Below are 21,994 nucleotides of genomic sequence, written 5' to 3' on the forward strand. Positions count from 1 at the left end.
AGGATAAGTGACTTAGCGTAAACTGGTTGAAATATCGCTATATAACTCTAACAAAAACACCAAAAACGAGCTATATCAGAATAATCATCGAGCAAAGAATAAGCAAAACAGCAATAAGCCCAGTAAGTTCTAATGTACATAAAAATAAACTATGTAACGAAGTATTGCAAACTTAAAAATGCATCTTAATCATTTGATTTATATCAATATAATACCGATTAATAATAAGAAATGTTAATATCATGATTATCAAAGCAATATAGCTCGATATATTAAATATAAAAATTAAAATATTTTAGAATTTAATATCGAAATCAGAAAAAAATCAAATTAGTATGTAAGTTTAACCGTTTTTAACGACGTTGAGTTCACGGTATTATTCAAAAAACAGGCTGGCTAAAATAAGGGATATTTAATCGATAGTACAACAAGGGAAATCAATACCAAATCAAAAAGTCGTTTTTACTTAGGTGATGTTATCAATGCTATCTCTGGTGGGTACTCTGCATTAAATGAGTACACCACTGAGTAAAAAAAATAAATATCGAAATAAAATCATTACAATTCAATTTGATAATCTATAAATCACCGTTTAACGTGTAAGCTTACAGTTTAGGCTCATACTGTTTCATAAAGTATCAAATTATTATTACGCAGCATAAAATTCATAGAGTTAACTTGGATTTATGCTGCTTATTGTCTCACTGAAAAACCCCACCACTAAATGAGTATGTAGATAAGTACAACTTATTTGCCTTCTCTTCCCAAATGAGTCAATCAAGTTAACTTACATAACCAATTGAGCTTATTGATATTCACGTGACTGACCCTGACTGATAATGAACAAAATTGTTGAAATCAGTCACTGAATAATCTAATAATTTACCTGTTTAAATTTCTACAATCACTACACCGCGAGCTTTGCCTGAACAGGCTGCTTGTAAAGCAAGAGGTGCTGATTCTAAACCTTTAAATAACGTTGATGAGAATGTGATTTCTGCCCATTCGGGTTCATCAAGGCGAGCTATCCATTCCGAAAACATTTCTGGATTATTATCAGCACTATAACCACGCATAGTTACGCCTTTAACAATCAGCGAAAAAGAATCGATTTCAACTGGCGCAAACTTAGTTGATTCCTTATCTGCCAGTTCAGCTGAAAGTGCACCAAGCAATACCAAACGTGCACCCTCTCTAGTATGTGAAACCGCCGCAGCTAATTGTTCACCACCGACAATATCCACAAATATATCAATGCCATCCGGAGCGTATCTGTGTAACTGTTCACTGATAGTGCCCTCCCCTCGAATAATCACTTGGTCATATTTGAGAGTTTGTTTCATCCATTCAACCTTATTCAGAGAACCAGTACTACCGATAATATATTTGGCTCCCATTTTACGAGCAATCTGGGCTGCCATTGAGCCAATTGCTCCAGCCCCACTCGATATAAAAACGACATCACCTGAGTGGACTTGAATACCTTTAGAAAGAGCGGCATAAGCTGTCCAGCCATGACCCAGATAAGCGGCTGGATGATGAATGTGAGTACCTAAAAATATACAATTTTCTTGTTTAACCATGGCGAACTCACGCCAACCGTAGGGATGAAATACGTAATCTCCGGGTTTTAGATAACTATTCGTTGGTGCACTAATGACTTGCCCTATGGCTGCATCTGCCAGAGTATCTCCTATTGCGATAGGTGGAAAAGGAATACCTTCCACAGTCTCAGCTTCTTCACTCATCATCAGACGAGTAGAAATAGAGACACGAAACCAGCGGTTGCGGATCAATACATCACTGTTTCCATTAGTACATAAAGGTGTTTCCACTATTTGAAAATTATCGGGCTGAGGCATGCCCGTCGATCTTTTGCTAAGGCATATCTCTCTATTTTTTCGCTTTTCAAATAACAATTTGCTTTCCTTTAATAATGTGAGTTAATACTCATATTATCTATTGGAGAAGACAATTTGAAAACTCGCGTTCCAGAATCTCCCATTGTAATGCGTAGAGCACCAAGTCAGAACCGTTCACGGATGATGGTAAGTGTGATCCTTGAATCTGCAACTCGCGTCTTAGCTGAAACTGGTTGGTCCAAATTTACTACGAATCAAGTTGCAAGTATTGCAGGTGTGAGCATTGGATCGCTTTATCAATACTACCCTAATAAACTTGCACTGGCGGAAGCCATACGTCAGCAACATCTTGAGGATATTCTACAGGTGCTTGATGCGTGTAACAGGCAAAAAACTAACGTGACAAATGAGTTGCAATTGACTGATAGAGTTGAAGGATTAATTGATGGGATTGTGGCAGTTCATTTAATTAACCCAAATTTACATCGCATTCTATTGGAAGAAGTTCCGCTATCAGAGCGAAATGTTCACCAGAACTTTGAGCTTCTTTATGCGAATCATTACCTTAATTTCACTACTCAAATACTCGGAGAGGATTCTCCTCGCAATAAAGTGGTCAGTAAGATCCTCGCTTCGACAATAGAAGGCGTAATGCACAATGCTGCACGCCATGGGGAACTTAAATCTTCCGAAATCAAGCAAGAATTGATGTTACTGATCTGTTCGTATCTTAAAAACTAAAGAGGCCATAAGATCAAGCACTAAACCAATTTGTTTGAAAAAACCTCTTGATGAGATAGAACTTAAGAGTAATTCTATTTCCTACTCAGCAACCAAGAATGAATAGAGAGTCATCACCATTAGCAGTATCCCACCCCCAATGTTAATCACTTTTTTTAATTTAATGACATCAATTTTCTTTGAAGAGTATATTAACAAGCTGCATGCCAATATCAGCCATAGTGACATCATAATAATATGAATTAAGGATAAAATAATAAAGTCAGCTAAAAATAGCAGCTTATTAAAGCTAACTCAATAAAGTAAAATAAAAAATGGAGAGCTCTTTTTCCATTGTCATTTAACTGTGTATTTTCAGCTTTACCTCATTATTGTCTACTAAGCCCTTCTCCACTCTATTTTGATATTCACTTTGTGCTCCAAGTTGATCCTGCAAAAACTCAATCAATACTGCAACTTTTCTTGGTAAGTATTTTTTTTCTGGATAAACGACATAAATGCTATGATCAGGTAGCTCATGATCAACGAGTATTGGTACTAAATGATTATTAGTTTCATCGGCTAAAGTGATAAAATTTGGCAATAAAGCAATCCCTATCCCCTCCTCCACCATTTTTACTAAAGCTTGGCTATTATTAACACGAAAACTACCTTTAGGAATATGGCTAAATTTTTGTCCTTTATAGTAAAAAATCCATTCCTGCCCCGCTTGATAAAATGAATATGCTAAGCAATTGTGATTTTTTAAATCTGAAACTTTTTTCGGTATTCCATTTCTTGCCAGATATTCTTTAGATGCATAAAGTTGGCTCTTACAGGGAGATAATCTTCTCGCTACCAATAACGAGTCAGATAACTCACCGATACGCAAAGCGATATCATATCCACCACTAATTAAGTCAGTCACCTTATCATCTAAGAATAATTCAATCTCTAAATTAGGATATTTACGCATAAATAATGGCATCAATTTAGATAAATGTAATGTACCAAATGACATTGGTGCACATATCCGAAGTATGCCTGAAGCCTTTTCACTATATTGCGAAATCATATCATCAGCTGTAATAGCCAATTGATGAGATTGCCGAATATAGTCAATATAAATGATACCAACCTGAGTAAGACTGATACTACGTGTCGTTCGGTAAAATAACTTAACGCCTAATTTATCTTCAACGCCTTGTAAAGCCTTACTTACCGCAGATTTAGTGAGATTTAATGATTCTGCGGCCTTAGTTATATTTAAGTTATCTGCCACAGCAATTAAAATAGGAAAAACATTCATATCAATCATGTAATCACCCATTGTCAACTATAAGTAAACAGTATGTTTTCTTGTCAGCCAAAATAAAAAAGCATATCTTATCCATACAAAAATACAACTTAAAAAAATATATCAATATGAATAACAAGTATATTTTATCATTATATGCATTCATTTCGGGAGTACTTCTCTCATTAATGATTATGAGCAATAGCTACCTAGCTCATTTTACTACCCCCCTAACCGCCTCTTGGATAACCCATGCAATTGGCTCTCTTGTTTCCTTAATTATATATTTTTTGTATCTGAACAAAAAGAAAGTCATTCACTCAGAACATAGAACTATTAAAATAATTTATTATCTCGGTGGAATACCTGGAGCATTCACGGTTCTTTTAGCTGCAATTACAGTTAATAGCACTTTATCATTATCTGGAAGTATTATTTTGATGATAACCGGACAAATACTTTTTAGTTTATTAATAGATGCATTTGGATGGTTTGGCCTGAAAAAAAGAAAAATTAAATTTAAAGATTTTTTAATGTGCATTCTGCTACTTAGCGGTAGTGTTTTATTAATTGTTAGCAGGTAATTAAATGACTATTTATATTTTTATTGCACTATTAAATGGTATTTGTATTGTAGCTAGTCGCACGCTAAATGGAAAACTAGCTTATCAATATAACCCATTCTATAGTGCTTTAATTAATCATGTGATCGGTTTTATATTTCTAACCTTTTTTATACTAATATTCAAAGATTACCAATCTATTAACTTAACTGAAATTCCACTAATTACTTTTGTTGGTGGCATTATTGGCGCATTTTTTGTCGTCATTAATAGTTATGTATTGCCACTATTAGGCGTTATGTTGACCTCTGTTCTAGCTATTTGTGGCCAAATGATTTCAAGCTTACTCATTGATATTTTTAATAGTGCGCAGAACCATAACTTATTATTACAACTTGTGGGTGTCTGTTTGATTGTTGCAGGTGTTTTAATCAATTTCACTGAAAAAAACAGATAGTTCGCAAAGCTAAAACGGCACTTTAAACACTACATTAGTAGTATGCTTAAAATGCCGTTTTAATACGTTATAACTCAATTTGTTTTTATTGCGCTTGAACCCAAAAAACCCCACTACCATCTAATGCAGTAAACGTTTTATGCAAATAATCGCTATCGGCTTGAGGGTCAAGATCAGCAAATAATTCAGGATGGATGAATTTTGCTATGGCTTCCACGGCGATAATATTAAATGGCGTATCATAATATTGCTGATACAGCGCCAAAACGCGTTTATGTTGAAAAGCCTCTAGAGGACGTAATTTAGGACGCTCTAATAAAGCGGCAAGTCTATCCTGTGACTTTTGCTTTTCTCCTGTATAGCCTAGTGGCACTGATACACTGCCTTTTCGTGTACTGTCCCAATCTGCAGCCGTCATAAGATAGTAATATGGATTGCTATGAATTAATTGTTCCTCATTAATTTCACCGCCCATACCGGTAGAAAACCATTGGGAACCTAAATTATTACCACCCGCTGTTTCAACAAACTCACCAAAATTACCGTTACCAAAGGTTTTACAGCAATAATCTTCACCCGTGACGCCCACTGCTCTTTCAATAAAAACGGTGGGGCGTTGCTCTTTAGTCAGCGTTGCAACACGAGAGCGGATCAATTCTAATTTTTGCTGGTAAAAGCGATTGAATTCTTCTGCTTGTTTTTCTTCACCGAAAACACGACCAAGCAATTGCATACTCGGAACCGTATTTTTTAATGGATACTGTCTGAAATCGATAAAAATAACAGGTAATCCACTTTTTTCTAACAGTGATAATGTACCGCTTTCCGTTAATTTACTTTGCAAACCAATGTCAAAAATAAGTAAATCGGGTTGCGCAATTAATGCTTTTTCTACACTAAAATCAGTGGTGTAAGGATTTGGAAAAACAGGAATATCTTTAAGTTCAGGAAAATTTACCCCATATGCAGCACTGAGATCGGGCGCTTTTTTTATCAACGCATCATCCCAAGCAATTATTCCTTTTAATGGTGTTTGCGGATGTAAAATATTTAATGCAACCAGAACACGACTATCTGCTAACATCACTTTAGAAACAGGTGCATTGACCGATACCGTTCTACCTGCGATATCGGTTACTGTAATCGGTGCTGAATAGCTCGATAATGAAAAAGCCAAACCCAATATGATGTAGCTGATTTTACTTATTAATCCTTTCAACATATTAATGCCTTGTATTAATTAAAATTTCACTGATGCTTGAACATAATAAGTTCTTGGCTGTCCCACATAAATACCTGCGTTATTATCTGTGGAGCGAGTAAAATAAGTTTGATTAAATAAATTTTTAATCCCTGCTGATAGTGTTAAATCAGACAAACTTTTACCAAAATGATATTCACCACGGCCATCCCACACCATATAACCTGGAATAGTGCCATAACGACCATCAGCACTCCCTTCAGTAATATAAGAATTACCAGTACCCGGTGATTCTTGAGAGGACTGAGCATAGGTGTTCAAATTCCAAACCCAATTACCCGTTTCATATCGACTACCCGCGGTAATAACTTGTCGTGAATAAAAAGGCAGATCTTTATCAGCAAAATTTCCTTTTTTACTAATTGCTTTGGTATAAGTGTAAGTGCTGTAGACGCTTGCGCCTTCTAAAACATCTGATAGCTCAGTTAAATCATATTTTGCTGCTAATTCAATGCCTTGATGTGTAGTTGCACCTAAATTAGTCCAACCTGTTGAATTTTCGATATATTGTAGCTGATCATCAAAATCAATATAAAATAGCGTCATTTCAAGAGATAGCGCGGTATTATCGAATCTTGTGCCCACTTCATAGTTATGCGCTTTTTCAGCACTTAAACCGTTAGCTGGAGAATTTCCTACACCAGCGGTATTAAGCTGAAAATACTGTAAGCTGCCAAAGGAAGTGCTCGCGTTAGCAAATAATTTCCATTCATCATCAATATGATAAATGACGGCAAGTGCTGGTAATGGTTCGCTATAATTTTTACTGCGATTTTGATTTTTAAAGCTATCATCTAAGTGAATTTTGATATTTTCATAGCGTATCCCTGGAATAATTGTCCAGTTGCCAACATCAATAGTATCATCCAGATATATAGCATGAGCTTCTGTACCGCCAGATGTGTGTTGATAATATTGTCCAGTATCTGGACGAGAGCCTTGAGAGCCAGTTTGATACCAATTTGAACGGTACGCTTTTTCATCTGCTGTTTCATTTAAGTAACGATAACCCACCGTTACCTCATGAGAAATATCATTAAAACGAAATAGTTGTGAATAGCTTGGCTCAATTGCATATGCACTATAATGACGAGGATAAGAAACTAAACGGCTTTGCCCACCATTATCCTTTCTCTCGCTCTCAATATAGCTCCCCCGATAACTTTTACTAAACCACGTCATCAATTCAAACTGCTTGTCATCTTCTTGATGTTTATACTTAAACGACATATCTTGGCGATTACCCTCAAAGCGATCAAAAGACCGAACTGATTGGTAAGGATCTGCGTTGTATTGTGCTTGAGTCAACCCACCAGGCATGCCTGATATCGCACGATAATAGTGAAAATTAGCGAGAATTTCGTCGTTATCGGTTAATGCATAACGTGTTTTTAGGATAAGATCATCAATATCGGTATTATCATTACTTTTACGATACCCTTGACCATGTAATCCCGAATAGAGCAATAATGCGCCTGCTGAATTATCTGATTTTGAACCCCCAACTGAAGCATCCACGCCGGTTTTCAAGCCACCCGTTTTTGCACCTTGGGTCTGTATTGCCGCACTACCGCCAAATTCTTTAGGAATTGGTTTTGTCACAAAATTAATAACACCACCTACGTTTTGGGGCCCATAACGTACCGATGCCCCACCTCGGATCACATCAATAGACTCAATTGAGCCCAAAGATAGCGGTGACATGGATAGCTGGGGTTGCCCATAAGGTGCGGCCGCTAAAGGCATACCATCGAGTAAAATTGTTGAACGTGGTGAAAGGCGTGATGTCAGCCCCCTAACTCCCACATTCAAAGAAACATCACTGCCTCCTGTCCCATTGCTTTCACGAACCTGCACACCGGGTATGCCTTTTAAAGCATCAGCAATGGTTGCACTTCCTGTCTCTTTTATTTGCTGTTTTGTTTTGACCGTTCTAGCACCTGGATGATTAAATACCACTTCGCTATCATCTGCACTTTCTAACCAATTTCCAACGACAGTTATCTCATCATTTTTATTGTTATCAACAGCATAGGATTGGTGGCTAAACAGTGCGATAAAGACAGCAAGAGGAGTAAGTCGTGAATATTTTTTCGGTTTCATAAATAAAAGCATAATCTATTAAAGTAATTAAGAGCGATAATGATAATTATAATCATTGCTCATAATCAACTTAATTTACTTATTATTTTTTACATATTTAATTCTATAAAACATTACATAATATAAGGTTTTTCCCCTACTTTAATTTATTGTTTTTATTTATACATTCCATTTAATAATATTTAAGATAAGGTTGAATTAGGTAAAATCTCAATCCAAATTAATTGACTCTCTGAAGTCTGCGGTGTTAACTCTCCTTCGCCGATATCAGGTAACCACCAACCACCTTGCCCTACCGTCATCACATTGCAACTAGCCCCTGTTACACGCCATTCCCCTGATAATACATATACGATACCCGCTTGATTTATTGGTAATTTTTTCGAGTTACTAAGAATGTGTTCCTTCACAATCCAACGCTCTTCATTAAAAATAAAATTCAATAAATGTACCGGTGTTTGTTCTATTTCAACACTGACATATTGATATGCAGGTAGGCGAATAGCTTCGCCTAACTGTTTTAATTGATGTTTAAAACTGTAATTATCCGTTATGCACAGTTCTTGGTTATCAAGGAGAATCGCGAGTCGCTCCCCTGATGAATATTGTTTAAGAAAACTATTTTGATTAATTGTAGAAATGCTTGCGCGCAATGAATAATCAGATGCAACGGGCCAGCAAAAGACCTCTTGACTAGCACCGCATCCGTCACTCCACTCACGAGTCGGCAATTCAATTACATTGAAACATTTAATTTTCATATTCCCCCCGAGTACAACTACTTAATGCTATTCACTCAACACTTAGATTCGCAGAGTTAATATCTCAAGGCAATGAATTTTCAACGATAATGTGACTAATCGCGCCTCTCTTCAATTAAGTAATGACATAAACGACCTAAAACTTTCATCGCCTGCTCAATACGCTCATTCCAGGTAAAAGATACATTAAGACGAAATGCATGATTAAACTGTTCACTCGTAGAAAACATGCTTCCCGGCGCAATACTAATACCTTCTTTAAGTGCAAGTTGATATAAACGAAGTGCATTAAAGGGCGGTTCAAATTCTAACCAAAGAAAATACCCCCCTTTTGGCGTGTTCACCTTGACGGACGAAGGTAAATATTTCGCTATTGCACCCAACATTTGATGTTGACGTTGCTCCATTGTTTGGCGCAATTTTCGCAAATGATTATCGTATCCACCTTGCGTTAAATATTCAGCAATCGCAAGTTGTGTTGGCACGCTAGCTGATACGGTACTCATCATCTGTAAATGTTGAATTTTAGATGCATGATGCCCAGCAGCAACCCAACCTACTCGATAACCAGGTGCTAAACATTTTGAAAATGAAGAACAATGAAAAAAATTACCCTTGCTATCTAATGCTTTCGCAGGGATTGGCTGTTTATTACCGAAATAAAGCTCGCCATAAACATCATCTTCAATTAATGAAATTTGACGTTTATTTAAAATATCCACCAATCGTTTTTTATTAGATTGTGGCATAGTGCCACCTAATGGATTTTGAAAGTGAGTCATTAACCAACATGCTTTAATCGGGTACTTATCAACAATATCCTCTAATGCGTCAAGATCGATACCAAATAAAGGATCTGTTTTGATTGCAATCGCTTTAAGTTTCAAACGTTCAATGGCTTGTAATGAGCCATAAAATGCAGGTGATTCAATAACAACCCAATCGCCAGGCTGCGTCACTGATTGTAAGCTCAATACTAACGATTCCATTGCACCCGCAGTGATAACAATTTCATCAGGGGCGACATGAATACCTTGCATAGCATAACGTTGAGCTATATTACGTCGTAATTGTTCATTTCCCGGTGGTAAATTAGCCGTGGTATTAAATTTTGCTAATCGCCTTGCTACCGACGCCAGAGATTTTGCTAATTTAGGATCATCTAATAGAGCAGGTTCTGGAAAAGCAGAGCCAAAAGCAATGATATCAGGATCTTTACAAGCCTGTAATACGCCAAAAATGGAAGCATTAATCTCTACATTCTCATTCAGATGTAGCCCTTTACCACCTTTTGCCGCAGCAAATGCATTATTACGGTTCGCGACGTAATAGCCCGATTGTGGACGCGCAACAACCCATCCTTGGCTTTCAAGGAGTTGGTACGCTTGTACAACGGTCATTAAACTCAGACCCGATTGTTTTACGCTTTCCCTAAGAGAAGGCAATCTATCCCCAACTTGCCAGATATTGTCTTCAATTTGTTGACGAATTTGTGCTGCTAATTGTTCATATCTCGTCATCGTCGCCCCAACTGTTATAGTTAATGTCTCAATAATTGTTACTATTATAGCTTATCGTCTCATGTTCTACTAATCCACACTTTCACCTGACTTTTTTTAACTATAAGCACAAAACGTTTTGAATGAGGCTGTGCTTTTTTAACAGCCTAACGAATGCAATGAACCTTTATGCTAGGGATGAGCGACGACATTGCTAACGCAAACATTTTAAATGCCGCGTGCACATTACCAATACCTTTCAGGGGTCAATATGTTTGGACTTAGTGCGCTGGAGCTAGCCCGTATACAATTCGCTTTTACGGTCTCGTTCCATATTATCTTCCCAGCTATTACCATTGGGCTTGCTAGCTATTTAGCAGTGCTTCAAGGTTTATGGCTAAAAACTCGTGATACTGACTATATAAAACTGTTCCATTTTTGGTCAAAAGTTTTCGCTGTAAATTTCGGAATGGGTGTTGTTTCTGGATTGGTCATGGCATACCAATTTGGCACCAATTGGAGTTTCTTTTCCGATTTTGCAGGCAGTGTAACCGGACCATTATTAACCTATGAAGTTCTCACCGCCTTCTTCTTAGAAGCAGGTTTTCTCGGTGTAATGCTATTTGGCATGAATCGCGTTGGCGAAAAACTTCATTTCTTTGCAACCTGTATGGTGGCACTCGGAACGATAATTTCAACATTCTGGATATTGGCATCAAACAGTTTTATGCAAACACCACAAGGATTTGAAATTATTGATAATCGCATCGTTCCTGTAGATTGGATTGCGGTTATTTTTAACCCTTCATTCCCTTATCGCTTGCTGCACATGACAACAGCTGCATTCTTAGCTGCCGCCTTTTTTATTGGTGCATCCGCTGCATGGCACCTGCTAAAAGGCAACAAATCATCAGCAATGAAAAAAATGTTCTCCATGTCATTATGGCTGATCCTTGTATTAGCACCATTACAAGCACTTATTGGTGATTTTCATGGTCTTAATACCCTAAAACATCAGCCCGTAAAAGTCGCTGCGATGGAAGGACATTGGGAAAATAAACCGGGTGAAGCAACACCGCTGATCCTATTTGGTATTCCAAATCAACAAACGGAAACCACAGACTACGCCATTAAAATACCTTATCTTGCTAGCCTTATTTTAACCCATAGTATTGATAAACAAGTACCTGCGTTAAAAGAATATGCGCCAGAAGATAGACCAAATGTATTTATGGTGTTCTGGTCTTTCCGCGTAATGGTCGGTCTTGGTCTATTAATGATAGCTGCTGGTGTGTGGAGTGTTTGGCTGCGTTATCGTAAAAATCTATATGAATCGAAAACATTTTTACGTTTTATGTTTGTCATGGCGCCATCTGGACTCATCGCTATCCTAGCAGGTTGGTTTACGACTGAAATAGGAAGGCAACCTTGGGTAGTCTATGGATTACAGCGGACCTCTGATGCGGTAAGTGCTCATGGGGAAATGCACATGAGCATTAGCCTAATCGCTTTCTTTGTGGTTTATGGCGGTGTTTTTGGAATTGGCTACATGTACATGATGAAATTAATTCGTAAAGGTATCGCGGAGGATCAACCCCATGGGCATTGATTTACCACTTATTTGGTTTGTCATTATCGTATTTAGTATGTTGATGTATATCGTCATGGATGGATTCGATTTAGGCATTGGTATTCTCTACCCTGCACTAAAAGATAATCAAGACCGTGACTTAATGATGAATAGCGTTGCGCCAGTGTGGGATGGCAATGAAACCTGGCTAGTTCTTGGCGGTGCTGCCTTATTTGGCGCTTTTCCATTGGCCTATGCAATTGTACTAGATGCGCTATCAATTCCCCTCACTTTCATGTTACTAGCGTTGATTTTCCGTGGCGTAGCATTTGAATTTCGCTTCAGAGCTGATGAATCTCATCGTCGTCATTGGGACCATGCTTTTATTTGGGGTTCGATTATTGCCACTTTTATGCAAGGGATCGTTGTTGGCGCATTCATTCAGGGATTCCATGTCGAAAACCGCGTATTTATGGGTGGATATTTTGATTGGTTCTCACCATTCCCATTATTTTGTGGTTTAGGTTTAGTTGTCGCTTATGCCCTACTTGCTTGTGGTTGGCTGATTATGAAAACTGAGGGGCATTTACGCCGTACAATGTACCGTGTTTTACGCCCATTAACCTTATTCATGGTTACAGTGATCGCGGCAATTAGTTTATGGACCCCCATTGTCAATGAGGCGGTGTTTGAACGTTGGTTTTCATTGCCTAATCTGTTTTTCTTCTTACCAGTTCCATTATTGGTTATAACTTGTACATGGCTAATATTCAAAAGCGCAAAGCGTCAACAACATGACAGCATTCCTTTTTTAGCCGCATTACTATTGATTTTCCTTGGTTTTACAGGTTTAGGTATTAGTATTTGGCCAAATCTTATTCCACCAGCAATTAGTTTCCGTGATGCAGCAGGGCCATCAGAAAGCCTAGGCTTTATGCTAGTCGGCGCATTATTTATTATTCCTGTTATTTTGGTTTACACCTATTGGAGTTACTATGTCTTCAGAGGAAAAATTACCCCAGATCAAGGCTACCACTGATAATCTAGTCATCTCCCCCTGGTGGAAGAAACTGGGCTGGTTGGTGGCAATTTGGCTAGGCAGTGTATTAGCACTATTTGCATTTTCTTCCGCATTTAGATTACTGATGACCGCCGCTGGAATGAAAGTAAAATAAATATTCCTGATAAATACCGCACTGATAAAAGGTGCGGTATTTTTATCTGAAAATACATATAGTTCTTTTTTAATTTGAATGGTTATACTATTTCAATTCATGATATGATAATGATAACAATTACCATATAATAATATTATCATTTGAAAAAGGAGACCGTCCGTGGCTACAGAAAACCCCGTCGAAAAAAATATATACCGCCCGGCGCCACCACAGCTCATTCAAGTTAAATCCATTATTGATGTAAGCCCTTCAATCCGCAGCATTACCTTCACGGGTGAAAAATTAGCAAACTACCCGACAGATTGTGAAGGTGGACACCTTAAAATTTTTCTTGCCCCCGATTTAAAAAGCAAACCGACATTACCTGTCTTAACAGAAAAAGGTCGCAGTTGGCCAGAAAATGAACCTCGCCCTCTCGTACGCACTTATACCGTTCGGGCCATTCGTCCACAAGTTAGTGAAATTGATATTGAATTTGCAATGCATGATGGCGCTACTGGCCCTGCATATCTTTTTGCCCGTGATGCTAAACCGGGAAATTGGATGGGAATAAGCAATCCTGGTGGGCCAGATCCACTATTACCGATTAAATCTCAATATTTTATGGCTGGCGACTCAAGTTCTTTGCCTGCTATCGCATCGTTACTAGAGAAAATGCCTGCTAATGCACAAGGAAAAGTTGTTTTACGTCTCGACAGTCAAGGAGATGTACGTGAATTAACCAAACCTGCCGCTGTTGAAGTGATTTGGATTTGTGGCAATATCAGTAAAACAGCTGAGCTAATTAGTACATTTAAATCATGGGATATTCCCACTTGTGATGCTGCATTTTGGATCGCAGGTGAAGACCAAATTATTCGTGAGTTACGCCGTTTTATTAGGCGCGAAAAAGGGTTTGGTCGTGATGATATTTACGCTATTCCATACTGGCGCCATGGTTATGATGAAGAAGGTTATCACAACCAACGTCATGAAGTTATGGATAACCCTGACGACTAGCCTACATCAATTTAACGTATCAATTAATCGGCCGTGTTTATCTCGGTCGATTATCTTTCATTATCTTCTAACTCTATTTTAATCCAAATCTATTCTTCCCTATTTTAATTCAATAGCCATTTCATCAATAAAAAACTTTCCTTATACGTAATTGTTATGTTATAACGTTTCAATTGATTATCAACATAACAAAATCATTTCAATAGACGGGGAAAATATCAGTGCCTAAAAATAAACTGTTAAATATCACACTAAGTGTCTCTCTAGCCCTTGGTAGTTTTAGTGTATTTGGTCATGGATCACATAGTCATACACATCCTCAATCTGAAAAGGCGATACAGGCATCGAAAGGAATTTTTGAAGAAAGTGATGTAAAGGATAGGCAATTAAGTGACTGGCAAGGTGTCTGGGAGTCAGTCAACCCATTACTACTTAATGGAAAACTTGACCCTGTTTTAGAACTCAAAGCAAAAAATAATAAAGACAAAAGCGTTGAGGAATATCGTCAATATTATAAGCAAGGTTATGCAACAGATATCAGTAATATCGGCATTGAAAATAACGTCATTGAATTTACCGAGAACGGTGTAATAAATTCATGCCATTATACTTATTCAGGGTATAAAATACTTAATTATATCTCTGGTAAAAAAGGGGTGCGCTACCTATTTGAATGCCAAGATGCAAATTCAAAAGCGCCTAAATATATTCAATTTAGCGATCATATTATTGAGCCTCAGCAATCAGGTCATTTCCATCTTTATATGGGAAATGAATCACAAGAAAAATTATTAAATCAGCTTGATAATTGGCCAACTTACTACCCCTACTCTCTTACGGATGAACAAATTGTTCATGAGATGCTATATCATTAATTAAGCAACACCCCATAATAAATATGCCCCTATTTATTTACTAGGGGCATATAAAACTAAAACGCTGCTGTAGTAGATTAGATCGTTATAAATTAGTTGTTATAAGCTAATAACGCCTTATGACAAAGTTGCGATCTGACGCAATCATCAATAGTGAAGTTCACCATCGATACCATTTCATCACTGCTAAAACGTTGCAATGCATCAGCAAGCCCCGATGATACACCTTCAGGTAAATCACATTGAGTCACATCGCCGTTTACAATTACCGTTACGTTCTCTCCCAATCGAGTTAAAAACATTTTCATTTGGGTCACAGTGACGTTTTGTGCTTCATCTAAAATCACTATCGCATTTTCAAACGTTCGCCCTCGCATATAGGCAAAGGGAGAAATTTCTACTTTAGCAATTTCAGGGCGTAAACAATATTGTAAAAATGAAGTTCCTAATCTTTTCACCAGAACGTCATATACAGGGCGAAAATAAGGTGCAAATTTTTCGGCCATATCCCCCGGTAAAAAACCGAGATCTTCTTCGGCCTGCAAAACGGGTCTCGTGACAATAATTTTACTGATGTCCTTATTAATCAGTGCATCTGCCGCCAATGCAGTACTGATATAAGTTTTACCACAACCAGCTTCACCATTTGCAAAGATCAGCTGCTTATGTTTAATCGAATTAATATAGAGCTTTTGCGCTTCATTCCGTGGAATTATTGGGCTACCATCACGGCGTTCTTTTGCCATACCAATAGGCTCAATGCCTGTGAAATCAGCAAAAGAAGTGACGTTATTCATATCAAACCTACCTGAACGTTCTTTACGTGATGTACGTTTTGTTTCGCGACGTGCCTTTATTGCAGCTTTTTGTCTACTCATAATATTAATCCTTTCATGTATCAGTGATAGTCAATTCAAATGGTGAACGATTAAAAACACTGAGGAGCTCCCTTCAAGCTCATGATGTAAGACATAGAGTTTAAAAAAACCAGTTTGCAGATAATAAAAAAACCGGTTAACAATCTCACCATGACAATTCCATGATGGAGTGATAACCGGTCTTGCTTGTTAGCTAACAAATACCTAGTTTCCATTAGTTTCTCCTTGAAGGTGATACCCGTAAACTAAAGAATCTGTATGACATTACTATGACAAAATAAATTTTTTTATCACAAAATACTGGCTTAACGATTATTTAACTGAAACATAAGCCACAGTACGCATTGATTATAAATATAGCGCAATATATTTTTTTAATGCAACATTTTTTTAACAAAAAAACATTATTTATGTTCATATAAAGCTTAATCGTTCAAATAAAATACATAAATAATAGCTAGATTAAAAAATGTCTATTGTTTGACAGCGCTATGAAGTAAATAAAAGATAACAAATCGAATACCTAAGCTGATTAATGCGCCTAGGTAATTTTATCTATTACCTACTTATATTTTTTATAACGTCACTATTAACGCGGTTTACAATTACCTGCTAATTGATATCCTGCTTTTTGTGCCGCTAATTCGTTATCAAATAATACCGCATTTTCCTCAGCTGTTGTTTTAAAGCCACCACAATGAGACAAATGGTATTTTTTTGAGTTTTGATTTCCTTTCACTTGATTATTTTGTGGACTAACTTTATTAAGTTGAGTTGTCTTGGGCTTTGCAGTCACTAACGTATTTTTCACGCCTTCACCACTATTTTTATGCCCAATTGACCATATTTTATCGCCTGTTACAAAGCCATTATGATGCCCCATAACTTTTGCAATGCGCGCATCTCGCAGCTTTTCCCATTGATTAACAGGATATTGATTATTCCATGCCATTAATAATTGCTGTTGTTGCCGTGACATAGATAAATTATAGCGATCATGCATATAAAAATAGACCCGTGCGACTTGCCCTTTCACTTCATCACGTGGCTCAAATACTTTTTCTTTAAAATCAACTCGACTACGACACATTCCATACGGATACGATACATTCGTCGCTAATTGTGCAAAACTAAAATTACTGCGATCACCATTAACCTCACCGATTGAAGGTGCCAGATTATACATATCCGCCTCCATTTGACGGAAAGTCTCATCAGTAGATACACAATTTTTACGTCCACCATTTTGCCAACACTGTCTTTGATGACCGAATACCCACGCAGGGACAATATGTTCCCATTCTATTCGTTGAGCACGGCTTTGCTGTTTACGTACCTGATAACCACAAGACGCTAAATCGACTTGTCCGCCACTTTTTCCGACCCACTCCCACTGACAGCCACAATACAAAGTACCTTCCCCTTGATTATGTTGATCAAAATACACTTTAGTTTTACTTAAAACTTTAGCGTCAGTGAACGAACTCGGGGCTGCATTCAAAGAAAATGAAAATAAAAACAATAAGATAGATAGCCCCGTATTGAGGCATTTAAGCAAACTCAGCTGTTTCAAAATAACACCATTAATCAGAAAAAAAGCAAATAATTAAGTTGAAGCGTTACATTTTCATATAACAATACAACGACTGCCATAAGATAAACGCTATTTTTATGAAATATAAGCTTTTTTGATATTAATGGATACTCAATTTTATTAAATAAAATACACTCTCAGAATATGTCCATCTTAAATAGAAAAAGTAAATCAGTATTGTAAATAGAATACATAACAGCCTAACTAAAAATAAAACAAGACCGTAAGACTTCTAAATGTTTAATATAAATTGATATTTATAAGCATAAAAATCATACGCTTGGTCTTTTACGATATATCCACAAACCCGGAAGCGATATTCCAATTGATAGCGCTCCTACAATAAACGAGGCATTCAAAAAGTTAGTAACTAATGTTTCAACAAGTTCAGGGCTATAGCCAAAATGTGATATTTTAACCACCGAAATCATCGCTACATAGGCACTTATCCCTGGAAACATAGGTATAACAGCAGCGACGGTAAAAACTTTTGGGTGCGCAAGCCACCATCGAGACCACTGAATACCAATCATTCCAACGAGAATTGCTGACAAAAAACTCGCCCACTCAATGTGCAACCCTAAGGTCATTAGCACCATTCTTGAACCGTGGCCAATCGCACCGAGCAACGCGCAATATTTTAAGGCTCTAATTGGCACATTAAATACCATAGCAAAACCAACTGCGGGTATTGCTGCCAAGAACATATCAGCCAATAATGCAAAAATGAAATTCATGCCCATTCCCTTAAATTCCACACAACCATAGCCAATACAACCCCAATACAAGTTGATAATGTTAATAAGCTCGCCATTGCCCAGCGCGCTAATCCCGTATTAACATGGCCTTTAAACATGTCAGCGACTGCATTAATTAAAGGGAAACCCGGTACTAGTAGTAGTACACTTGCAGCCATTGAAATAGTTTCTGTCAATACAAAATAAGGAATTTTCAATAATAAACCGGATACCGATGTCGCAACAAAAGCGGTAATACAAAAATTAATTAATGGATTCATTTGGTGAGATGTTAAAACTTGCCTTATATACATAGCACAACTACTTGCAATAAAGGTAATCAAGGCGCTCTCCCAACCGCCACCATTTAACTGACTAAAACAAGCGCAAGATAAACCAACCATTAATACCATAAGCCAACGTGGATACCGCAACGGCTTAATTGATGCTAATTTCTTTTTTAATTGTTTCCGGTCAAGCAAATGATGCTCAACTAAAATAACCGCATGCTGTACTTCAGTAACCACATGCATATTAATACCGCGATCAATAATACGACGAGTAGAAGTTAAACAGCGCCCGTCAATAATCGTCGTTAATACGAGTGAGTTAGATGAAATTGCACTATCAACTTGGCTCGCGCCTAATGCAATCCCCAAACGCGTGGTTAGTTGCTCAACCAGCATACTCTCAGCACCATGCTGCAATAGAAGTAGGCCGCATTCAATGCACAGTCGAGTGATTTCTCTTTGTACATCAACAACAATATCATTCGTGATCGAAGTCTCTAATACACATTCCTTCATCATACCCCCCAAAGTTAACAAAATTCTGATATTCTCTTAAACATGTTAGTCTCTATATGTATCATAGAACTAAATAACAGCTTAGATGATGATCTCTTTCAGGTAAATTAATCAATTAAGCGACTATTTCTAAACTATTTTGCTAGACTGAGCAGCACTATTTTCTTCATAAATTAGCATGCTAGGATAAATATTCCATGAGTAGCCTATTAACCGCCAAAACCCCTAAAGGTCAGCGCCGAAATAAAGCATTAATCACTGCCGCCGCTGAAGTGTTTCTTCAATATGGGTTTGAGGGGACGACTCTGGATATGATTATTGAACGTGCAGGAGGTTCACGCTCAACGTTATATAAAAATTTTGGGGATAAAGAAGGGTTATTTGCTGCCGTTATTGCGCATATGATAGATGAAATTTTTGATGAGCCAGAAACTAAAGCGCCTATTTCAAAAAATATTGAAAGCGTACTCTCCTTTTATGGTTCCCGATTTTTACTCAATGTTATTAAACCCCAATCTATCGGCCTTTATCGCCTTATTCTTGGCGAATATAACCGGTTCCCAGAAATAAGCCATGCTTTCTTCGAACAAGGCCCAGTCAAGAGCTATCGATTATTAACACAAAAGCTTGCCACACTACCCGATGTCAATATTGATGAAAATATATTATTAAGTATTTCATCTCGATATTTAGAAATGCTTAAAGCAGATGTATTTATTACCACTTTTTGCGTTGCCGATTTTACGCCTAGCGATGAATTTATCGAACAGCAAATAGCCTTATCTGTTGATATCATCGCCAGCTATATTCGCAAAATAAGCAGTTAATAATTTATTTATGAAAGTAACTTTCTAGCACGCTCCTGCGCCATTAATGCATCGGTTTCAAGAAAAACCTCTGGCCCATATAATGCAGATAACATAGGAGCAAGACGTTCCATTTCGTCCTTATCACTTCCATCTGGCTGTAAAGTCACTACCATCGCTCGGCAATATTCCATCATTGGCTCTTTCGCCTGTTTTAACCAACGGCGTACATACTTCATTCCCTCCATATCTTCAGCTGACGGTTTACCTTTTGGAGCAACGGGTGGATAAACAAGGGCAAACTGTTCTCTTTTTGATAATAAAAGATCCATTTCTTCTAACCATAAACGTGTTTCATCCATAGAAGATGGGAAAGAATTTAATGTACATATAGGCCAATTATCTGTATTGACAATAACTTTATTCGACATGGTGAATCCTAAAATCACAAAAATGTACTACACTGTACACTTTTGTGATTTCAATAGTCAATAATGATTCTCATTTAAAATTTGCAATTTATGCTATTTGTGATTTTCTTTTAAGACAGAATATTCTTAATATGTTGTAAATATTCATCACATAAAACATTAATAATGGCTTAATGATGCGTTTTTTTATACGGAATGTTATTCTGACTCTATTATGTCTTTATAAAGTGAAAATATTATGAATAAAATTTTTCCTGTGGTATTTGGATTAATCATGGCAATAACTGCATTTAATGCAAGTGCGGGTAAAACATGTGATACCTATTTTCAAGAAATGAATGAACTCGTCAAACAAGCTGAAGCGCAATACAAAAATGAGCCTAATGCGGGAGAGCAAATTACGATGATGAAATCGCAGTTAGAAGAAGCGAAGAAAACATTAGCAAGCTATCCTGAAGATGCTCAAGAACAAGCATGTAGTCAAGCTCTTAAAGCTATTGCACAAGCTAAAGATGCGGTAGAAACAAAATAGCCATGCTCTGTAGAAAACCAAATTTATCAATAAATACAGCCTGATATTTCAGGCTGTATTATAGAAATGGATTATTTTAACGAACAACTAGTACTGATATTTTCGCGTACGAAACAATACCTGATGCATTTGATCCTAATAAATGGGTCGAAAAACTCGGATTTCGTGAACCGACAACAATTAAATCTGCATTAATATTTTCTGCTTCCGACAACACTTTATCTCTTGGTGAGCCAATTTCAACTCTGTAGGAAATTTTATCTGATGGGTAATCAATTTTGTCGATAATTTCTTGTAATTGCTCTTCAGAACGCTCAATTGCCTTTTTTGCAAAAGAGGCTAGTAGATCGTAATGATAGCTATAACTCATCGAAAATCTTGAAACATCAGGTATTGAATGGAATAAATGAATTGTGGCATCAGAAATTTTCGCTAAATAAATAGCATGCTTAAGTGCATTATCTGTTAACACATCTTCCGATATATCCACGGGAACCAAAATAGTTTTATACATATGATACCCTCTTTATTAGATTTTCTTTCTTTTCAAACCGTGACGTTATTAGTTTTACGATTTGACAGTTTAAGAATGGCTGGTGAATGTTTGTTATTTTCTCTAAAAGTATAAACCTAAGCTTATAAAAATGTCGTGAGCATTCCAACGTTATTTCAATACGCCTCAAGCTTAACTTTCTTCCAAATGCCATTTATGTAATAAGCGATGAATAAATGGAGTGACTATCAGACCGATACTAATGATAAAAACGCTTTGTAGGAACAAGCCATAAATTGCGATAAAAAAACGTCCACCACGGGTAATTGGGGCTGGTTCTATTGCTTGTCCACTTAACATTGATAACGCATTCAACATCGACTCTACAATTGAATGCCCTTCTATAAAGTAAAAACCAAAAATACCCGGCAATAGACCAAGGAAAAAAACCAAAAGTGCGATAAGATAAAAACGTAACACTCGAAGAATAAAATACTCAACTCGTATTAATTCTTTTGAAAATTTTTCCATAAATAACCTAATAACACGTTATTACTCATACAATTGTTCGA

23 protein-coding genes are annotated in these 21,994 nt (G+C 37.0%); 10 read left to right on the forward strand and 13 right to left on the reverse strand.

Annotated elements, in window-relative coordinates; genetic code table 11:
- Positions 1–890: 890 nt before the first annotated feature.
- Positions 891–1,919, reverse strand: a complete 1,029-nt coding sequence (locus DD649_RS19230) for an NADP-dependent oxidoreductase (protein WP_294110697.1) — start codon at positions 1,917–1,919, stop codon at positions 891–893.
- Between the two features lie 57 nt (positions 1,920–1,976).
- Between DD649_RS19230 and DD649_RS19235 the strand changes: the two genes are divergently transcribed.
- The gene (locus DD649_RS19235) at positions 1,977–2,603 is read left to right on the forward strand and encodes a TetR/AcrR family transcriptional regulator (protein WP_294110699.1); all 627 of its coding nucleotides are present in this window, start codon (positions 1,977–1,979) and stop codon (positions 2,601–2,603) included.
- Positions 2,604–2,943: 340 nt separating this feature from the next.
- Here DD649_RS19235 and DD649_RS19240 read toward each other — a convergent pair whose 3' ends face one another.
- Complete coding sequence (locus DD649_RS19240; RefSeq protein WP_294110701.1) at positions 2,944–3,900, reverse strand: LysR family transcriptional regulator; 957 nt, start codon at positions 3,898–3,900, stop codon at positions 2,944–2,946.
- A gap of 41 nt (positions 3,901–3,941) precedes the next feature.
- On the opposite strand from DD649_RS19240, the gene DD649_RS19245 reads away from it, so the two are divergent.
- Together DD649_RS19245 and DD649_RS19250 are read left to right on the forward strand one after the other, a co-directional pair.
- Positions 3,942–4,463, forward strand: coding sequence for a DMT family transporter (locus DD649_RS19245; protein WP_336431055.1), 522 nt, complete (start codon positions 3,942–3,944; stop codon positions 4,461–4,463).
- A gap of 4 nt (positions 4,464–4,467) precedes the next feature.
- The gene (locus tag DD649_RS19250; RefSeq protein ID WP_294110703.1) at positions 4,468–4,899 is read left to right on the forward strand and encodes a DMT family transporter; all 432 of its coding nucleotides are present in this window, start codon (positions 4,468–4,470) and stop codon (positions 4,897–4,899) included.
- An 85-nt stretch (positions 4,900–4,984) separates the two neighbouring features.
- On the opposite strand, the gene DD649_RS19255 is transcribed toward DD649_RS19250, so the two are convergent.
- The 4 genes from DD649_RS19255 to DD649_RS19270 form a co-directional block, all read right to left on the reverse strand.
- Positions 4,985–6,121, reverse strand: a complete 1,137-nt coding sequence (locus DD649_RS19255) for an ABC transporter substrate-binding protein (protein ID WP_294110705.1) — start codon at positions 6,119–6,121, stop codon at positions 4,985–4,987.
- A gap of 18 nt (positions 6,122–6,139) precedes the next feature.
- Positions 6,140–8,263 (reverse strand): TonB-dependent siderophore receptor, encoded by a 2,124-nt coding sequence (locus DD649_RS19260; RefSeq protein ID WP_294110709.1) that lies wholly within the window; start codon positions 8,261–8,263, stop codon positions 6,140–6,142.
- A 182-nt stretch (positions 8,264–8,445) separates the two neighbouring features.
- On the reverse strand, positions 8,446–9,024 hold the full coding sequence (locus DD649_RS19265; RefSeq protein ID WP_294110711.1) for a HutD family protein: 579 nt from the start codon (positions 9,022–9,024) through the stop codon (positions 8,446–8,448).
- Positions 9,025–9,119: 95 nt separating this feature from the next.
- Positions 9,120–10,544, reverse strand: coding sequence for a PLP-dependent aminotransferase family protein (locus tag DD649_RS19270; RefSeq protein ID WP_294110712.1), 1,425 nt, complete (start codon positions 10,542–10,544; stop codon positions 9,120–9,122).
- 250 nt (positions 10,545–10,794) lie between these two features.
- Here DD649_RS19270 and DD649_RS19275 point away from each other — a divergent pair, with 250 nt between their 5' ends.
- The 5 genes from DD649_RS19275 to zinT all read left to right on the forward strand — a co-directional run bounded on the left by DD649_RS19275 (position 10,795) and on the right by zinT (position 15,145).
- A complete protein-coding gene (locus DD649_RS19275) occupies positions 10,795–12,132 on the forward strand; it encodes a cytochrome ubiquinol oxidase subunit I (protein ID WP_336431056.1) in 1,338 nt (445 codons plus the stop codon).
- Entirely contained in the window at positions 12,122–13,132 is a 1,011-nt protein-coding gene (cydB, locus tag DD649_RS19280) for a cytochrome d ubiquinol oxidase subunit II (protein WP_336431057.1), read from the forward strand. Before DD649_RS19275 ends, cydB begins: the two co-directional genes overlap by 11 nt.
- A complete protein-coding gene (locus DD649_RS19285) occupies positions 13,089–13,268 on the forward strand; it encodes a DUF2474 domain-containing protein (RefSeq protein ID WP_294110718.1) in 180 nt (59 codons plus the stop codon). Before cydB ends, DD649_RS19285 begins: the two co-directional genes overlap by 44 nt.
- Before the next feature lie 162 nt (positions 13,269–13,430).
- A complete protein-coding gene (locus tag DD649_RS19290; protein WP_294110720.1) occupies positions 13,431–14,270 on the forward strand; it encodes a siderophore-interacting protein in 840 nt (279 codons plus the stop codon).
- A 245-nt stretch (positions 14,271–14,515) separates the two neighbouring features.
- Positions 14,516–15,145, forward strand: coding sequence for a metal-binding protein ZinT (zinT, locus tag DD649_RS19295; protein ID WP_336431079.1), 630 nt, complete (start codon positions 14,516–14,518; stop codon positions 15,143–15,145).
- A gap of 92 nt (positions 15,146–15,237) precedes the next feature.
- On the opposite strand, the gene phoH is transcribed toward zinT, so the two are convergent.
- From phoH to DD649_RS19315, 4 genes are all read right to left on the reverse strand, one after another.
- Positions 15,238–16,023: a phosphate starvation-inducible protein PhoH gene (gene phoH / locus DD649_RS19300; protein ID WP_294110722.1), complete on the reverse strand. Its 786-nt coding sequence runs from the start codon at positions 16,021–16,023 to the stop codon at positions 15,238–15,240.
- 589 nt (positions 16,024–16,612) lie between these two features.
- On the reverse strand, positions 16,613–17,587 hold the full coding sequence (locus DD649_RS19305) for an endonuclease (RefSeq protein WP_294110938.1): 975 nt from the start codon (positions 17,585–17,587) through the stop codon (positions 16,613–16,615).
- Between the two features lie 302 nt (positions 17,588–17,889).
- Complete coding sequence (locus DD649_RS19310; protein ID WP_336431058.1) at positions 17,890–18,360, reverse strand: threonine/serine exporter; 471 nt, start codon at positions 18,358–18,360, stop codon at positions 17,890–17,892.
- On the reverse strand, positions 18,351–19,160 hold the full coding sequence (locus DD649_RS19315; protein WP_336431080.1) for a threonine/serine exporter ThrE family protein: 810 nt from the start codon (positions 19,158–19,160) through the stop codon (positions 18,351–18,353). The genes DD649_RS19310 and DD649_RS19315 overlap by 10 nt, the downstream gene beginning before the upstream one ends.
- Positions 19,161–19,357: 197 nt before the next feature.
- Between DD649_RS19315 and DD649_RS19320 the strand changes: the two genes are divergently transcribed.
- Complete coding sequence (locus DD649_RS19320) at positions 19,358–19,987, forward strand: TetR/AcrR family transcriptional regulator (RefSeq protein ID WP_294110726.1); 630 nt, start codon at positions 19,358–19,360, stop codon at positions 19,985–19,987.
- Between the two features lie 8 nt (positions 19,988–19,995).
- On the opposite strand, the gene DD649_RS19325 is transcribed toward DD649_RS19320, so the two are convergent.
- A complete protein-coding gene (locus DD649_RS19325) occupies positions 19,996–20,397 on the reverse strand; it encodes a hypothetical protein (RefSeq protein ID WP_294110728.1) in 402 nt (133 codons plus the stop codon).
- 238 nt (positions 20,398–20,635) lie between these two features.
- Between DD649_RS19325 and DD649_RS19330 the strand changes: the two genes are divergently transcribed.
- Positions 20,636–20,929 carry a DUF5339 domain-containing protein gene (locus DD649_RS19330; protein ID WP_294110731.1) on the forward strand — a complete coding sequence of 98 codons (294 nt, stop codon included), beginning with the start codon at positions 20,636–20,638 and terminating at the stop codon, positions 20,927–20,929.
- A gap of 76 nt (positions 20,930–21,005) precedes the next feature.
- Here DD649_RS19330 and DD649_RS19335 read toward each other — a convergent pair whose 3' ends face one another.
- The gene (locus tag DD649_RS19335; RefSeq protein WP_294110732.1) at positions 21,006–21,443 is read right to left on the reverse strand and encodes a universal stress protein; all 438 of its coding nucleotides are present in this window, start codon (positions 21,441–21,443) and stop codon (positions 21,006–21,008) included.
- 171 nt (positions 21,444–21,614) lie between these two features.
- Positions 21,615–21,953 carry a hypothetical protein gene (locus DD649_RS19340; protein WP_294110736.1) on the reverse strand — a complete coding sequence of 113 codons (339 nt, stop codon included), beginning with the start codon at positions 21,951–21,953 and terminating at the stop codon, positions 21,615–21,617.
- Positions 21,954–21,994 lie beyond the last annotated feature (41 nt).

Origin of the sequence: Providencia sp., assembly GCF_003533305.1 — a bacterium.
In the GTDB taxonomy this organism is placed as follows: Bacteria; Pseudomonadota; Gammaproteobacteria; order Enterobacterales; family Enterobacteriaceae; genus Providencia.

Coding starts and splice junctions, on each gene's coding strand:
- DD649_RS19240 (WP_294110701.1), bottom strand. CDS start 3,900: ATGATTGATATGAATGTTTTTCCTATTTTAATTGCTGTGGCAGATAAC.
- DD649_RS19315 (WP_336431080.1), bottom strand. CDS start 19,160: ATGAAGGAATGTGTATTAGAGACTTCGATCACGAATGATATTGTTGTT.
- DD649_RS19265 (WP_294110711.1), bottom strand. CDS start 9,024: ATGAAAATTAAATGTTTCAATGTAATTGAATTGCCGACTCGTGAGTGG.
- DD649_RS19255 (WP_294110705.1), bottom strand. CDS start 6,121: ATGTTGAAAGGATTAATAAGTAAAATCAGCTACATCATATTGGGTTTG.
- DD649_RS19340 (WP_294110736.1), bottom strand. CDS start 21,953: ATGGAAAAATTTTCAAAAGAATTAATACGAGTTGAGTATTTTATTCTT.
- phoH (WP_294110722.1), bottom strand. CDS start 16,023: ATGAGTAGACAAAAAGCTGCAATAAAGGCACGTCGCGAAACAAAACGT.
- DD649_RS19285 (WP_294110718.1), top strand. CDS start 13,089: ATGTCTTCAGAGGAAAAATTACCCCAGATCAAGGCTACCACTGATAAT.
- DD649_RS19330 (WP_294110731.1), top strand. CDS start 20,636: ATGAATAAAATTTTTCCTGTGGTATTTGGATTAATCATGGCAATAACT.
- DD649_RS19310 (WP_336431058.1), bottom strand. CDS start 18,360: ATGGGCATGAATTTCATTTTTGCATTATTGGCTGATATGTTCTTGGCA.
- DD649_RS19250 (WP_294110703.1), top strand. CDS start 4,468: ATGACTATTTATATTTTTATTGCACTATTAAATGGTATTTGTATTGTA.
- DD649_RS19275 (WP_336431056.1), top strand. CDS start 10,795: ATGTTTGGACTTAGTGCGCTGGAGCTAGCCCGTATACAATTCGCTTTT.
- DD649_RS19270 (WP_294110712.1), bottom strand. CDS start 10,544: ATGACGAGATATGAACAATTAGCAGCACAAATTCGTCAACAAATTGAA.
- cydB (WP_336431057.1), top strand. CDS start 12,122: ATGGGCATTGATTTACCACTTATTTGGTTTGTCATTATCGTATTTAGT.
- DD649_RS19320 (WP_294110726.1), top strand. CDS start 19,358: ATGAGTAGCCTATTAACCGCCAAAACCCCTAAAGGTCAGCGCCGAAAT.
- DD649_RS19325 (WP_294110728.1), bottom strand. CDS start 20,397: ATGTCGAATAAAGTTATTGTCAATACAGATAATTGGCCTATATGTACA.
- DD649_RS19260 (WP_294110709.1), bottom strand. CDS start 8,263: ATGAAACCGAAAAAATATTCACGACTTACTCCTCTTGCTGTCTTTATC.
- DD649_RS19335 (WP_294110732.1), bottom strand. CDS start 21,443: ATGTATAAAACTATTTTGGTTCCCGTGGATATATCGGAAGATGTGTTA.